The sequence below is a fragment of the Flavobacterium enshiense genome (genome assembly GCF_022836875.1).
In the GTDB taxonomy this organism is placed as follows: domain Bacteria; phylum Bacteroidota; class Bacteroidia; order Flavobacteriales; family Flavobacteriaceae; genus Flavobacterium; species Flavobacterium enshiense_A.
The window spans coordinates 1350491-1368601 of record NZ_CP090376.1; the positions used below are offsets into that span (position 1 = coordinate 1350491).

The window sequence follows — 18111 nt, forward strand, 5'->3', positions numbered from 1 at the left end:
TTAAAAAAAGGATAATTCCTTTAAAAACACTATTTTAGTAACACTAAAAGGACCGCTATGACTCATAATTCCAACCGACGCGATTTTATAAAGACAACGGCGCTTGCCGGTTTTGGGGCTCTAATTCTGCCCAACTCATTATTTGCGTTTGATGAAAAAATAACCAAAAAAGTCCGTCTGGGTTTTATTGCAACCGGATTGCGAGGACAGTGGCACATGCAGGAAATGCTCAAAAGGGCTGATGTCGAAATAGTGGCTATCGCCGATCCGGATAAGCAAATGCTTGAAATGGCGCAAAAATTGGTCGCCAAATACAAGAAGCCCGCTCCAAAAGAATTTTCCAATGGGGATCATGATTATAAGAACCTCTTAAAGGAAAAGAATATTGATGCTGTCATCATATCGTCTCCCTGGGAATGGCACAAAGAGCAGGGGATTGCCGCGATGCGGGCCGGAAAGATAGTGGGTATGGAAGTTTGCGGTGCCATGAAACTCTCTGATTGCTGGGAATATGTAAAAGCCTACGAGGAAACCAAAGTGCCAATCATGATGCTTGAAAATGTTTGCTATCGCCGTGATATCATGGCAGTGCTGAACATGGTACGCAAAGGGATGTTCGGGGAATTGATCCACGGGCAGGGCGGGTACGAACATGATTTGAGAGGTGTACTGTTCAATGATGGTCAAAGCCCATATAATTCGGGCGTGGATTTTGGAGAAAAAGGATATAGCGAAGCCAAATGGAGAACCAATCATTATGTTAACCGAAATGGTGAATTGTATCCAACCCACGGATTGGGTCCTGTGGCAATTATGTTTGATGTCAACAGAGGAAACAGATTATTGCGTTTGTCTTCGTTCTCAAGCAAGGCAAGGGGTTTGAATAAATATATAGTGGAGCATCCCAAAGGAGGGAAAGAGCATCCGAATGCAAATGTAAAATTTAAACAAGGAGATGTTGTTACCACGCAGATACAATGTGCTAATGGCGAAACCATTTTGTTAACGCACGATACCAGTTTACAACGTCCCTATAATTTAGGATTTCGTGTACAAGGAACAGAAGGGTTGTGGCAGGATTTCGGTGCCGGCGAACTGAACAAAGGCTTTATTTATTTCGAGAAAGCTATGAAAAAATCCCATGAGTGGGAGACTACCGAAAAATGGCTCACTGAAAACGATCATCCATTATGGCAGCGCTATTCTAAAGATGCAGAAAATTCAGGTCATGGAGGAATGGATTTCTTTGTGGATAATACCTTTATCGAATGCATTAAGCGTAATGTGGAATTTCCACTGGATGTTTATGATTTGGCGACCTGGTATGCGATTACGCCGCTAAGCGAAATGTCGATTAAAAACAATGGTGCTGTGCAGGAAATTCCCGATTTTACCAAAGGCGCCTGGAAAACCCGTAAACCTGTTTTTGGTTTTGATGGAGCATTCTAAAAGTTATAAAACGCTTGTGATTTTAGCCGGCGGATTAGGTTCCCGCTATAGAGGTCTGAAGCAAACCGATGCCTTATTGGATTCGGGAGAAACGCTGCTTGAGTTTTCGATTTTCGATGCAATCCGTGCCGGATTTAATAAGTTTGTCTTAATTGTAAATCCGACTATAGCTAAAGATTATTTCGCTCTGCTGGAACAAATCGGCATTAAAAATAATGTCGAGATGCATTTTGTTCCTCAGGAAGTGGATGGTTTTGTGCCTCGAGAATATATTGGTTTGGCTAAAGAACGAAGCAAGCCCTGGGGGACAGCGCATGCGGTTTTGACAGCTAAAACCTTGGTGAATGAACCTTTTGTTGTTATTAATGCCGATGATTTTTACGGTCGGGCTTCCTACGTCAGAATTATGGAATCAATGTCTGATGATGCTATAAAAAAAAATAGATATGAAATGATTGCCTTTCCTGTCAGCACTACGCTGAGTGAAAACGGCCCTGTTTCCAGAGGTGTGTGTAAGGTCGATGATGCGCATAATCTGATTGAAGTTGTGGAACATACCCGTATACAAAGGCAGGGTTCAGAAATTGTGTCTGAAATGGCTTCCGGTAAGGAAATTTTAAATGAAAATGATTTGGTTTCGATGAATTTCTGGTGTTTTCATCCTTCGGTTTTCGATTTTTTGCAAGATGAATTTTTACGATACTTTCAAAAAGGAGCTAGTTTAAAATCTGAATTTTATATCCCTGAAGCCATTCAGTATATGATAAACGATCATCATGTGAAAGTTAAGGTTCATCAATCGAATTCACAATGGATGGGGCTCACGTATCCTGAGGATAAAGAGACTATGAAAGCTTTTCTTTTCGGTGAAATCAAAAAAGGAAATTATCCGGTTCAACTTTGGTAATATGGAAAAGGTTCGGCAGATTGCAGCTAAATTTCTCCCAATACCCTTAAGGGATATCTGTGTTTCGGAAATTGGACACGGACTGATTAATGCAACGTATCTGATAACCGATAAGAGTGTAAATCAGGATTACATCCTTCAAAAAATAAACAATGCCGTCTTTAAGGATGTGGATGCGCTTTCTCATAATACCAATAGCGTGATTGCTTTTCTGCAGCAATCGGATTATCCTTTAGAAGTTAGTTTGCCGGTACCTACACAAAGGAACAAGCCGTTATTTTTGGATGACAATAATGATCCGTGGAGGATGTTTACTTATATAAAGGACAGCGTTTCGTTGATAAAGGCCGACTCACCTGCTCTTGCGTTTGAAGCGGCTAAAGCATTCAGCCAGTTTTATAAAGTGATGAACAGTCCTTCCTGTGATATAGAACTACAACCGGTGCTTCCGGATTTTATAAATTTCGAAAAACGAATTTCGGATTATAAAAGAACATTAGAAACTGCGTCGGAAGAACGGAAAACAGCTTCGGCTTCTGTAGTGCAGTTTGTTAACGATCATCTTGAGTTGCCAAATGCCTGGATTGATTTGCAGAAAAATAATTTACTTCCCAAGAGAATTATTCATGCCGATCCTAAAATCAGTAATGTGCTCTTTCATGAAACGAAACGTGAGGCAATTGCTGTAATCGATTTGGATACCGTAATGGAAGGAACGTTGCTTTATGATTTTGGTGACATGATTCGGTCGTATACCAACATTACAGATGATGAAAGCACAATTTCTGTCCAAACCAATTTTGATCCGGAACTGTTTGCTGCTGCTAAGAAAGGTTTTCTGTCCTCCCTTGAAACAGTTTTAGAACCCATTGAAAAGGAAAATTTGGATTATGCGGCTAAAGTGGTTGTGTTTATTCAGGCAATCCGGTTTTTGACCGACTACTTAAATGGGGATACTTACTATCATGTCTCCTATGAAAATCATAATTTATACCGCACTGTCAATCAGATTAATTTGCTGAAAGGGATTTTGACTTTTTGTTAATAGAAGTGCATTTTTTTTCTTTCTGTTGATATTCTGATCGGAGACTCAGTTTTCAAAAAGCGACTGATCATAAATCTCTGCCATCGGCAATCTGTTTAGAATCTTCAAAATACATTAAAGGCTGCTGTAAAATAGGACAAACCTGTTTTTTGACCTTAGCAGAAGAGCGTTTTTCTGTGGGTTTTTGCTCATGTTTATTGGAGGAAACTGGGTTCTCTGTTGTTGATGAATTTGCAGTTTTTTTTGAAATTATCTATTAAATAATTAGAAATGGGCCGGCTTTGTTTTTTAAAAATAATGTTTAATTTATAACTTAAAGTTGTTTTTGTTTGGCTAAATATTGTTTTTGCGTATTATTTTTTTATAAAAAAATCATTTTTTTAGTTAAATATGTATTTTTTTGAAAACATTGTTATATTGGATATAAAATGTTAATTTATTGGGAAATAAAATTTTTTACAATGTTAATTGTGTGTAGATTCGTGTCCAACTATTAACAAAAATTTTTTATTTTATGAAGAAAAAATACGTTAAAGGGCCGGATGACTCATCGTCCGGGCTTCTGATGAGGTCACAAAAGCTGCTCGTGCTGCTTTTGTTTGTTTTTTTTGGGGTTTCAAATGTTCGGGGACAGGTTACTGTTTCCGGTGCAACATCCGGTAATGGACCTTATTCTACTTTGGGTGAGGCGTTCACGGCTATTGGAATTTCGCAAACAGGGGCTAATATCAATATTGCTATTACCGGTAATACGACTGAACTTGTCACAGCTTCACTTGGAGCAGGGGATTGGTCGTCGGTAACGATTACTCCAAGCGGTGGGTCATGGACTATTTCAGGTAACTTAGCTTCTGAGCTGATTCAGCTTAATGGAGCTGACAATGTTACCATCAACGGATTGAATGCCGGGGGTAACGGATTGACAATTATCAACACGAATGCGACTAATACCGCAGGGGTTGCTACAATAAAGTTTATGGCCGATGCAACTAACAATACAATTACGAATTGTACTGTGTTAGGTTCAGGTATTGCGCCTACTGGAGTTGCAGCTGCCAATCTTGGTGGTGTGGTTTATTTTGCTGCCGGAACGGCCGCTGGTACCGGTAATGACGGGAATACAATATCATATTGTAACATCGGTCCTGCAGGTACTGCTCTTCCTTCCAAATTAATTTACAGTAATGGTACGACAACGCCAGAGACTGCCGGAAACAGCGGAATAACCATCAGAAATTGTAATTTGTATGATTATTTTTTAAGTACTGGTTGTGCTGCAGTGTATGCTGGACAAGGAAACTCGGATTGGATTATAAACGATAATAAGATATATCAGTCGGGAGTTCGTTCTTTTTCGGCTGCCGGGGTTATGTACGGTATTTATTTCTCAAATGCGACGTTTGGGAGTAATTTGCAGGTTACATCGAATACAATAGGATATACCAGCAGTGCGGGAACCGGATTTGTAAATTTATCGGGAAGTTCTTTTGCCGGTCAATTTCAAGGTATTTATTTCACAGGATTGGCAGGTGGAACTAAGACTTATGACGTAAACAACAATACCGTTGCGAATATTTCTTTAAATTCAAGTACGGGTTCTTTTTATGGGATTTACAATGGGGTGGGTTCACCTTCCTCTTCTATTGTTAATATCAACGGTAATACAATCCGAAATATTACTGGTGCAGGGAATACAGGTGTTGTTAATCCTATTTTTGGAGGGGCGGCTGCCACGTTAAATTGTAATACTAATACAATAGCTACTATCTCCAGAAGCGGAGCGGGGATTTTCTATGGGATTAATTATGGCATAGCGACGAATGTAACGGTAAATGGTAATTCAATTACAAATTTAAGTTCAACCGCAACAGGTGCTACGAGTACAGCTATTTTTGGTGGGATTTATTGTTCAGTGGCCTCTTTGACAGAGACAATTACCAATAATACAATTAATGGTTTGGCTTCGTCGTCAACATCTTCTCAAGTAGTATTTGGTATTAATACCGGAACGGGTAATCAAAATAAAACGATTCAAAATAATATTGTGAGTAATATTACTATGGCAGCTGCGTCAACGGGTACTGTTCATGGAATAAGAATGACGAACGCAGGTGCTCTTAATGTTATTTCAGGGAATACCATCAGTTCAATTGCGGGGCCGAATAAAGGAGCCGGTAACGGGATCAATGGGTTTAGTATGTCATCAGGAACAGTTAATAACGTTTACAATAATAAAGTGTACGGATTAAATGGTCCGGGAGCTGCATCTGGCGTGATTGGTTTTGCAATTACAGGCGGAACTACCTATAATATTTATAACAATATTATGGGTGATTTAACTGCGCCAACAGCGAATGACACTCATGCGGTAATCGGTTTTAATTCCTGGTCGCCGACTATGAATATTTACAATAATACCGTTGTACTGAACGGTTCAAATTCCGGGACTAATTTCGGATCGAGTATTGTATATTCTGATGGTCCGTATACATTGCGAAACAATATTATGATCAACAACCTGCCGTCCAGAGGTTCAGGAGTGTCTGTAGTATTGAGATTGCCAGGTGGTATGGCAAATTATGGAGCAACATCTGATAATAATTTATTCGCTGGTACTAACATCCATACAACGAGCGGGTTTACAGGGTTAGATGCAACATTGGCTGCATTTAAAACCAGAGCTACAGGTCGCGATGTTTCGTCGGTGACTGAGACTCCTACTTTTGTAAGTACGGTGGGTTCCGATCCAAATTATTTACATATTAATACTACTGTGCCTACACAAATTGAAAGTGGTGGTGCTGCAATTCCTTCAGTGGTGACTAATGATTTTGATGGGAACACAAGAAGTCTAACTACTCCGGATATTGGAGCAGACGAGTTTACAGGAGTTGCTAATGACTTAACGGCGCCTGCAATTGTTCATACTCCGGATCCAGTATGTGCTCCGGGCAGCAGAACGATTTCGGCAACTTTTACAGATGCTTCGGGTGTGGCTACAACGGGTACCGGTATGCCGGTAGCTTATTGGAGAATAAACTCGGGAGCTTATACTGCTGTGGTAGGAACGTCTATGGGGAATGGTGTCTATGAGTTTACCATCGGTACAGGAAGTGTTATGGGGGATGGTGTTAGTTACTATTTTGTAGCGCAAGATAATGCTGCAACTCCAAATGTGACGGTATATCCTTCTCTTGGAGCAGCCGGATTTAGCGTTAACCCTCCTTTAGCAGCAACACCACCAACAACGCCACTTACGCTGGCGACTCCTATGAATGGTATTTATACAGTAGGGGTTGGTGGAAATTTTACAACATTGACTGCAGCGGTTTCAGATTATAATAAAAGATGTCTGAACGGACCGGTAACTTTTACGTTGACTGATACAGCGTATGCGTCCGAAACGTATCCGATTGTCATACGGCAAAATGCTGATGCCAGCGCGGTTAAGACCCTTACAATTAAACCTGCTTCAGGTGTTGCGGCAACAGTTTCAGGTAATTTGGCCTCTGAGTTGATTCAATTCAACGGTGCGGACTATGTTACCATAGATGGATTGAATACAGGTGGTAGCTCACTGATAATTTCGAATATAAGTACGTCTGCCACAGCTGGAACTTCCACTATTAAATTTCAGGCCGATGCGACTAACAATACAATTACGAATTGTACAGTGTTAGGTTCGGCTACTGTGCCAAATCTTACTGACGGTGGTGTGGTTTATTTTGCCACAGGAACGACAACAGGGAACGATGGCAATACAATATCAAATTGTAACATCGGCCCTGCAGGTTCTAACCTTCCTTCCAAATTAATTTACGGAAAAGGTACGACTACAAGTGCAGCAATTGGAAACAGTGGGATTACAATCACCAATTGTAATTTGTATGATTATTTTTTAAGCACAGGTTGTGCCGCGGTTTACGTATTGGCAGGAAATATGGACTGGACTGTGACAAATAATAGAATGTATCAGACAGGGACCCGTACTTTTACAGCTGTCGGAATCATGTATGGTATTCATTACTCAGATCCGACAAATGGAGGTAATGTTCAGTTTACAGGGAATACCATGGGATATGCCAGCAGTACAGGAACCGGTACTTTAACATTAGCGGAAAGTGGTAGTGGTGCCTGTCATTTCCAGGGTATTTATTTTGGTGCACCGACAAATTCAATTCCGGCTAATAATCTAAACAATAATGTTATTTCCAATATTTCTTTAACATCCACTACGGGTATATTTTATGGGATTTATAATGGGGTAACATCAGCTTCCGGAAACACAACTAACATCAACGGTAATACAATCCGAAATATTGCTACCACAACGACTACAGGTAATGTTTGGGCTATTTTTGGGGGAGCGGCAACCACGCTAAATTGTAGTAATAATACAATTGATAATATCTCCAGAAACGGCGCGGGAACTTTATACGGAATTAATTATGGTGCAGCACCGAATGTAACGGTAGATGGTAATATTATTACAAATTTAAGTTCGACACATGCTACAAGTACAAATAACCTTGCCGGTATTTTTACCAGTGCCGCTTCTGCAAATGAAACAATTACAAACAATGTAATCGGTAATTTGTCATCAACTTCTACTGCTGTGATGGCGGTTAATGGTATTTATTCTACTGTAGCCTCTACAGGGAACAGAACATTCCGCAAAAACGTAATAAGCAATCTATCTCTTGCGCCGACAGGAACTGGACAGTTATATGGAATCAGACTGACATTGAGTGGTCCTTTGACAGACATTTCGGAAAATACTATTCATACATTTACAGGAGGAAGTACGATTAATGGAATTCAGATAGGCGGGGGCGCTGTTAACAATGTGTTCCGAAACAAAATCTACGGATTGGGTACTTCTACGGCATCGACTGCTGTATATGGTATTGGTCTTTCCGGAGGAACTACTCATAATATGTATAATAATATTATCGGAGATTTAACGGCTTCTGCAGCTAACCTTGCGGGGACTCCTAATCAGGTGGTTGGGATTAATGCGACCAATAGTGTTGCTACGCTTAATTTGTATCATAATACAGTTAAAATAAATGCTTCCAGTACAGGTGCTAATTTTGGAAGTAGTGCGGTTAGTGCCGGAAGTACTGTGGCTTTATCGATGCGCAATAATATTTTAGTGAATACTTCCGCGGCTAACGGTACAGGGTTATCTGTAGTCTTAAGAAAGCCTGGATTAAATACGTATGATAATGCGTCGAACAATAACTTGTTTTACGGTACGGCTATTTATACAGACAATGCCGGACTTACAGATTTGACTTTAAATGAATTTAAAGGCCGAGCAGTGGGTCGTGATGTTGTTTCGGTGACTGAGAATCCTAATTTTGTAAGTCAAGTAGGTTCAAATTCTGGTTATCTGCATATCGATGCTGCTATAGCAACACAAGTTGCAGATGCGGGAACAAACATTGCTATGGTTACAACTGATTTTGATGGAGAACCAAGAAATGCATCAACTCCTGATATTGGAGCAGACGAATTTGCTCTTGTACAATGTGCTGCCGCTTTGGGTGGGAATAGTACACCAGCGACAGCAACAATATGTACTTCAGGAGGTACAATAATTTCAGTTAACGGTCATACTGTTGGTAATGGAATTACATATCAGTGGGAATCTTCATCTGACCCTGCATTTACAACACCAGTAAATGAAGGTGTGGCAGCTACAACATATGCTAATTTAACAACGCCTACTATTACTGCGACTACTTACTATAGGTTAAAAGTTACTTGTGGGGCAGGGATGTCTGGTTATTCCACTGTTTCAACTGTAACAGTTACTCCAACTGTTGCAACAGATTTTACTCAGGTAGCACCAATCTGTTCGGGAGAAACGTTAGCGGCATTGCCTTTAACATCAAACAATGGAATTGCAGGAACATGGTCTCCGGCATTAAACAATGCGGCAACAACTACGTATACGTTTACACCAAATTCAGGTCAGTGTGCTTCAACAGCAACGATGACCATTACGGTAAATCCGGCTACAGCTCCAGCCTTCACTCAGGTAGCAGCTATTTGTTCCGGATCAACATTGTCGGCATTGCCTTTAACATCCAATAACGGAATCGCGGGAACTTGGTCTCCGGCATTAAACAATGCGGCAACAACTACGTATACATTTACGCCAAGTTTAGGTCAGTGTGCTTCAACAGCAACGATGACCATTACAGTAAATACGACTCCAGCACCTGTTGGGTCTTCAACACAAACTATTTCAGGAGGAGTGCCTTCGGATGCTACTATTGAAGATTTAACACCTACAGGACCTGGTATTGTTTGGTATCCTACAGCAGCTGATGCTTTAGCGGGGACCAATGCAATTCCTGCGGGAACGCAATTGACAAACGGAAGCGTTTACTATGCAATGCAGACTGTTGGGGGTTGTAGAAGTACTTCTTATTTGGCTGTTACTGCTTCTGTGACATTGGGTGTGAATGATTTTATTTTAAGTAATTTAAAATTATACCCTAACCCGGTTGCTGATATCTTAAAAGTAGAAAATGGACAAACTATTTCTATTATAGAGGTTTACAGCATTACAGGGCAAAGAGTTATGACTAAAACTGTAAATACAATGTCGGCTTCAATTGATATGTCGCCTTTGGCTGGAGGGACATATTTAGTTAAAGTTGTAGCTGATGATGTTGTTAAAACAGTTAAAGTGATTAAAAAATAATTACTAATTAATATCTGCCTATTTAAGGACCGCCTGATGATTCAGGCGGTTTTTTTATATCGGCGTCGGTCCTGGCAGGCTATTGCCTTGTGAATGAATGTGAATTTTTGAAATCTAGGCTTTTAATTTCTTTTTATTTGTTAAAGGTATTTTTTGGTTTTGATTCTTTGCGATAAAAAATTGGTTTTTTAAAAAATTGTTATATTAGGGATTAAATGTTAATTTATTGGGAAATAAAATTTTTTTAAACGTTAATTCTGTGTAGTTTAGTCCAACTATTAACAAAAATTTTTTATTTTATGAAGAAAAAATACATTAAAGGGCCGGATGAGCCATCATCCGGGCTTCTGATGAGGTCACAAAAGCTGCTCGTGCTGCTTTTGTTTGTTTTTTTTGGAGTTTCAAATGTCCAGGGACAGGTTACGGTTTATGGTGCTTTGACAGGCAACGGGACCTATACTACTTTGGGCGCGGCATTTACGGCCATTGGAACTACTCAAACTGCGGCTAATATCAATATTGATATTTCCGGGGATACTAATGAGCTTACTCTTGCAAAACTTGATGCGGGGGATTGGTCATCCTTGACAATTAAACCGGTCGGGGGAAATAGGACAATTTCAGGTAATTTGGCTTCTGAAATGATTCAGTTTAATGGTGCGGATAATGTTACCATAGACGGTTTGTATTCAGGAGGAAAAGGACTGACAATTTCCAATTTAAGTACATCGGCTAATATCAATACTTCCACTATAAGTTTCGTGGGAGATGCTACTAACAATACAATAACGAACTGTAATATATTAGGTTCAAATACAACTAATACCTCTACTGCAGGGGGAGTGGTTTTTTTCGGTACCGGAACTTTAACCGGTAATGACGGAAATACTATTTCAAGTTGTGATATTGGTCCGGCAGGAACGGCTCTTCCGGCTAAACTGATTTTCTCATTAGGGACAAATACCAATGAGGGCACTTGTAACAGTGAGATAACAATCAGTGACTGTAATTTGTACGACTATTTTCTTGCATCTAATAATAGTGCGGCGATTTTTGCTTCGACAGGAAGTTCTGCCTGGAACATCACGAATAATAAGATTTACCAGACGGGTACGCGTACGTTTGCCTCTGGTTATGTAATGTATGGTATTTGTTTTTCCAGTGCTAATTATGGTAATGGTGTACGCATCATCGGGAATACCATAGGATATGCTACTAATGCAGCAACCGGAACATTGAACATTGATGTGAAAACATTTAATGGAAGTTTTTATGGTATTTTTACCAATACTTCGCCTACTGCATCAGAAACATGTTATATTGCTGATAACGCGATTGCTAATGTAGCTTTAACATCTACATCTGCTACTAATGGTACTATTTATGGGATTTACAATGGCGCAACGACAGGCACCAGCAATACGATTAATATTGAAGGGAATACAATCAGAAATCTTTCTAATGTTAATAATACAGGTATGTTTTATGGTATTTCCGCTGGGGTTGCCGCTACATTGAATTGTAATGACAACACGATTGATAATCTGACCAGAAATGCGGCTGGAATTCTCTATGGAATTAATTATGGTTCGGCACCTAATGTAACAGTTGACGGTAATACAATTACAAATTTGAGATCTACAAGTACTACAAGTACATCTGCCATGGCTGCTATTTTTTCATCGACAGCCTCTCAGCTGGAGACAGTTAAAAATAATACAATTACAGGCTTGACTTCTTCATCAACAGGTGCTCAAACGATAGATGGTATTAAGATCGGAACGGGTACTGCAAATAAAACGATTCAAAATAATGTTGTGAGTAATATTACTCTTCCGGCTACGGGAACAGGAACTATTCATGGAATCCGAATGGCTAACGCAGGACCTGTTAATGTTATTTCAGGGAATACTGTTTGTTCATTTTCAGGAGGAAACAGTGGTGGGATTAATGGTATTTCTATGTCAGCAGGAACCCTTAACAATGTTTACAACAATAAAGTGTGGGGATTAAGCGGTACAGGAGCTGCATCTCAGGTTATTGGTTTTGGCATTACAGGCGGTGGAACCTATAATATTTATAATAATATTATGGGTGATTTAACTGCGCCAGTGGCGACAAACGGTGGAGTTGAACCTCATCACGTAATCGGTATTAACTCTTGGGGAATGCCTATGAATCTATACAATAATACCATTGTACTGAACGGTTTAAATACTGGAACTAATTTCGGATCGAGCGCTGTGTCTAGTGGAGGTCCGTTAACGCTGCGAAACAATATTTTGATTAATAATCTGCCGTCCAGAGGTACAGGAGTATCTGTAGTATTGAGACTGGCAGGTGGTATATCGCCTTATGACGCATCATCTAATAATAATTTATTAGCAGGTACTAACATCCATGTGAAAAACCAAGCGGCAGGCCCAGTAACGAATGATTTAGATGCAACATTGGCAGCATTTAAAATCAGAGCTGCAGGCCGCGATGTTTCGTCGGTGACTGAGACTCCTACTTTTGTAAGTATGGTGGGTTCCGACGCGAATTATTTACACATCAATACAACTGTGCCTACACAAATTGAAAGTGGCGGTGCTCCGATTACTACAGTAACTGATGATTTTGATGGAAATCCTAGAAATCCAAGTACTCCAGATATTGGGGCGGATGAGTTTACAGGGATTGCTCTTGACTTAACGGGGCCTATAGTTGTTCATACTCCGGATCCAACATGTGCTTCGGGAACCAGAACTATTTCGGCAACTTTTACAGATGCTTCAGGTGTGCCTACAGGGGGTGTCGGTTTGCCGGTAGCTTATTGGAGAATAAACTCAGGGGCTTATACTGCTGCGGTAGGAACGTCTATGGGGAATGGTGTCTATGAGTTTACCATTGGTACAGGAAGTGTTATGGGAGATGGTGTTTATTACTATTTTGTTGCACAGGACAATGCGTCAACTCCAAATGTGTCGGTATATCCTTCTCTTGGTGCAGCCGGATTTGGTGTTAACCCTCCTTTAGCAGCAACACCACCAACAGCGCCACTAACGCTGGCAACTCCTATGAATGGTATTTATACAGTAGGGGTTGGTGGAAATTATACAACATTGACTGCGGCGGTTTCGGATTATAATAAAAGATGTCTGAACGGACCTGTAACTTTTACGTTAACTGATGTGGCGTATGCGTCCGAAACATATCCGATTATCATACAGCAAAATGCTGATGCCAGCGCGGTTAAGACATTAACAATTAAACCGGCTTCAGGTGTTACGGCAACAATTTCAGGGAATGTGGCTTCTGAGTTGATTCAACTCAATGGTGCTGACTATGTTACTATTGATGGATTGAATTCAGGTGCAAGCTCACTGACAATTACAAATACTAATGCAACTGCAACTGCTGGTACGATTAAATTCCAGAACGATGCAACAAATAATACCATAACGAACAGTTTTGTATTGGGTTCAACTACAGTGGCCAATACTGTTGCCGGAGGTGTGATTTTCTTTGGAACAGGTACTGCCAACGGAAATGACGGGAATACTATTTCGAATTGTAACATCGGTCCTGCGGGAACAAACCCTTCTAAATTAATTGGAAGTATCGGTTCTACGACGAATGCAGGGATTGCGAACAGTGGGATAACAATTACCAATTGTAATTTCTATGATTTCTTTATGTCTTCCGGATGTTCTGCGATTTATGCAGGTGCAGGGAATACTGATTGGACTATCACAAACAACAAAATGTATCAAACGGCGACCCGTACGTTTACGGTTGCCGGGATTTTGTATGGTATTGCTTTTTCTAATTCAGCTGGTGAAAATGTAAAGATAACAGGGAATACTATAGGGTATGCTGACAGTACAGGAGCCGGAAATATGGTATTGGCTGGATCTGGTGTCGCAGGGGAATTTCAGGGTATTTATTTTAATAGTTCTCCTAGCGCTACAACTGTGTCTAATATAAATAACAATACGTTTGCAAATATTTCATTAGCGTCCAGTACAGGAAGATTTTTTGGTATTTACAATGGTTCAGGAGCAGCTTCAAATACAATCAATATAAATGGTAACGTTGTTAAGAATATTGTAACTACGACTACTACCGGTGTTGTTAATCCGATTTATGCGGGACAGGCAGCTACATTAAATTGTAATAATAATACAATTGATAATATTTCCAGAAATGGCATTGGAAGTTTCTATGGTATTAACTACGCTCAGTGTACAAATGCTACGTTTGATTCGAATATTATTACTAATTTAAGTTCGACAGCTACAACAGGAACAACTACTTTTGCCGGTTTTTATGCTAATTCAGCCTCTGCTACGGAGACATTTACAAACAATACAATCAGTAATTTGTCATCGTTATCTACTCAGCTTATTCCAATTTACGGTATTTGGAATAATATTTCTGTAGCTACAGGGGATAGAATATTCCGCAATAACACTATAAGTGATTTTTCGCTTCCGGCGACAGGTACAGGTACGATGTACGGAATCAGAATGCCAAATAGTGGTGCTTTAAATGAGATTTCCGGTAATACCATTCATACGTTTACGGGAGGAAGTTCAATAACGGGTATCTCTATAGGCGGAGGTGCAACTAACAATGTATTCCGAAACAAAATCTACGGATTAAGTACTGCTTCGACAGCTTCAGTTTCGTTATGGGGTATGTATCTTAGTGGTGGAACGACCAATAATGTCTATAATAACATTATCGGTAATATAACTGCAACAGCGACAACTCTTGCGGGAACACCTAGTCAGGTTAATGGTATAACTGCAGCGGCTGGAACCGTAGCTTTGAATCTGTATAACAATACAGTCGTACTTAGCGGGACAAGTTCCGGAGCTAATTTCGGATCGACTATAATCGGTTGCGGACCTGCGGTTGCATTACTTATGCGCAACAATGTTTTTGTAAATAATTGTGTCGCTACTGGTACAGGGGTGGCTACTATGATGAGAAGAGCTGGTGTTGTAGGTTATGACGCGGCATCTAACAACAACCTATTCTACGGTCAGGCTTATTATACAGATAATGCTGGGGCTACAGATTACTTATTGGATACTTTTAAAAACAGATTAGTGAACCGCGATGGTCTTTCTGTGAGTGAGAATCCGAATTTCTTAAGTATGGTAGGTTCAGATGCGAATTATCTGCATATTAATCCTGCTATACCTACTCAAATTGAAAGTGCTGGAGTAAACATTACTTCTGGTGCAACTGATTTTGACGGAGATACAAGAAATGCAACTACACCAGATTTAGGTGCTGATGAATTTGCAGGTACACCACTAACAGTAGTGACTATTAACAATGTTGGAATTACACCGTCAGGTGATCAATGTACAGCAGTAAGCAGAACCGTTACAGCTAACGTTACTGCAGGAGGAACTGCTATTACTTCTGTAGTTTTAAAATATTGGTTTAATGGAGTGGCACAAACGCCTATCACAATGACAGGTGGAACTCTAACGACAGGAACAACATCTGATTTTACAGCAACCATTCCGATGGTGTCTAATGTGAGCGTTACTTGGGAGGTATATGCAACCGATGCGGTAACGACTAAATTAAAAGTGGGGACTGCATATAAAGATGCACCTTTATTTGGTCTTGTTGGGGCTGCTTCGGCTTCTCTAAATAATCTTTGTCCGGGAGGTTCTTCAGTTTTATCTGCAAGTATAGTACCTCAAACAACACAATACAGTAATTCTTTTGAAACTGGGGTGACTGAGTTTACAGGAGGTGCTGTTGCAGGTACAGCTAATTTAACGCAGTCTACGGCCTATGTGTCTAATGGAACTGCTTCAATGTATTTAAAACCGGTGGGAGTTAATTCGAATGTATACGCGAGCCTTGCTTCTAATGTTGATTTGAGTACTTTACCTCAGGCTTATCTGACGTTTTCTCATATTGCGGGAATGGAAGGTCCATCAACAGCAACCGATTTAGGTTATGTGGAATATTCTACAGATGGAGGAACCAACTGGATTGCATTCCCTACATCGAGCTACCAAGGAGCGGGGACATTGTTCAATTCAGCAGTATGTTTTTCGGCAAGAAGTTATACTAACTGGACCAGTGCATTTGTTGCGCCTGGGTCAACGCCAAACAATTCTTTATGGCAGAGTGAAACGATTGCGATTCCAACGGCGGCTTTAACGTCGCAATTCAGAATCCGTTTCCGATATATAGTAAACGCTAGTAATAATTATTATGGTTGGTTGATTGACAATGTGAAAATTGTTTCAGGAGCACCATCGGCTATAACTAATTACTCATGGTCAGACGGAACTACGGTAGTTGGAACAACTAACAATCTTTCTGTATCGCCAACAGCTACTACAACCTATACTGCTACATTAACTTCCGGAGGATGTACAGTAACTACGGCTCCTATAACTGTAACTGTAAATACAACAGCTCAGCCGTCTGCTTCAGCACATATTTTCTGTGGTAATGCAACAGTTGCAAATTTAAATGCAACAGGAAATGGAGTTCAGTGGTATGCGGTTCCAGCGGGAGGATCGCCTATGTCGCCGGGAGATGCTTTAACAACCGGAACTTATTATGTTACTCAAACTATTTCTGGATGTGAGAGTCCAAGAATGGCAGTTCCGGTGACTATCGGTACTGCTCAGCCGACAGCTTCAGCGCAGACTTTCTGTACTGCTGCAACTGTTACGAATTTAGCGGCAACAGGAACCGGAATTCAATGGTATGCTAACCCAGTAGGAGGTTTAGCTTTATCATCGACTGATGCTTTATCAACAGGAACATATTATGTTACCCAAACGATTTCAGGATGCGAGAGTCCGAGATTGGCCGTTTCTGTAACTGTAGGTACAGCGGCTCAGCCAACAGCTTCTGCGCAGACTTTCTGTACTGCTGCAACTGTAGCGAATTTAACGGCAACAGGAACAGGAATTCAGTGGTATACGGGATCAACTGGTGGTTCAGTATTATTGTCAACAGATGCTTTATCAACAGGAACATATTATGTTACTCAAACGATTTCAGGATGTGAGAGTCCAAGACTGCCAGTTTCTGTAACTGTAAATACAACGGCTCAGCCAACAGTTTCTGCACAGACTTTCTGTAACAGTGCTACAGTTGCTAATTTGACAGCAACAGGAACAGGCGTTCAATGGTATGCTGGTTTGACAGGCGGTTCGGCTTTATTGTCAACAGATGCTTTGTCAAACGGAACGTATTATGTAACGCAGACTGTTTCGGGATGTGAAAGCCCTAGATTAGCGGTTACCGTCACTGTAAATACAGTTGCTGCACCAACTGGGTCTTCAACACAAACTATTTCAGGAGGAGTGCCTTCGGATGCTACTATTGAAGATTTAACACCTACAGGACCTGGTATTGTTTGGTATCCTACAGCAGCTGATGCTTTAGCGGGAACCAATGCAATTCCTGCGGGAACGCAATTGACAAACGGAAGCGTTTACTATGCAATGCAGACTGTAGGAGGTTGTAGAAGTACCTCTTCTTTGGCTGTTACCGTTTCGGTGACATTGGGGGTGAATGATTTTGTTTTAAGTAATTTAAAATTATACCCTAACCCGGTTGCTGGTATCTTAAAAGTTGAAAATGGACAAGCTATTTCTACTATAGAGGTTTACAGTATTACAGGGCAAAGAGTTATGACTAAAATTGTAAATGCAATGTCTGCTTCAATCGATATGTCGCCTTTGGCCGGAGGAACATATTTAGTTAAAGTTGTTGCTGATGATGCGGTTAAAACAGTTAAAGTGATTAAAAAATAATTACTAACTAATATCTGCCTATTTAAAGACCGCCTGATGATTCAGGCGGTTTTTTTATTATTTTATTTTTTTAGAATTTTTAAGTTCTATATGTGAAATCAATGATTGGTATTTGATGAAAAGAAAAGCTTGTTAAATAGGAAAATTGTTGTTTTTTCTGATTTAATAAATTTTGAAGATGTTTGTTTTTGTTGAT

Annotated in this window: 5 protein-coding genes; all 5 read left to right on the top strand. The window is 40.2% G+C overall.

Annotation, left to right across the window (positions count from 1 at the left end; all coding sequences use genetic code 11):
• The first annotated feature begins 57 nt into the window (after positions 1-57).
• On the top strand, positions 58-1449 hold the full coding sequence (locus LZF87_RS06020) for a Gfo/Idh/MocA family protein (protein WP_244342983.1): 1392 nt from the start codon (positions 58-60) through the stop codon (positions 1447-1449).
• Positions 1436-2356 (top strand): nucleotidyltransferase family protein, encoded by a 921-nt coding sequence (locus LZF87_RS06025; RefSeq protein WP_244342986.1) that lies wholly within the window; start codon positions 1436-1438, stop codon positions 2354-2356. The genes LZF87_RS06020 and LZF87_RS06025 overlap by 14 nt, the downstream gene beginning before the upstream one ends.
• Before the next feature lies 1 nt (position 2357).
• On the top strand, positions 2358-3401 hold the full coding sequence (locus LZF87_RS06030; protein ID WP_244342989.1) for a phosphotransferase enzyme family protein: 1044 nt from the start codon (positions 2358-2360) through the stop codon (positions 3399-3401).
• A 514-nt stretch (positions 3402-3915) separates the two neighbouring features.
• Positions 3916-10119 (top strand): T9SS type A sorting domain-containing protein, encoded by a 6204-nt coding sequence (locus LZF87_RS06035; RefSeq protein WP_244342991.1) that lies wholly within the window; start codon positions 3916-3918, stop codon positions 10117-10119.
• Between the two features lie 299 nt (positions 10120-10418).
• On the top strand, positions 10419-17915 hold the full coding sequence (locus tag LZF87_RS06040; RefSeq protein ID WP_244342994.1) for a T9SS type A sorting domain-containing protein: 7497 nt from the start codon (positions 10419-10421) through the stop codon (positions 17913-17915).
• Positions 17916-18111 lie beyond the last annotated feature (196 nt).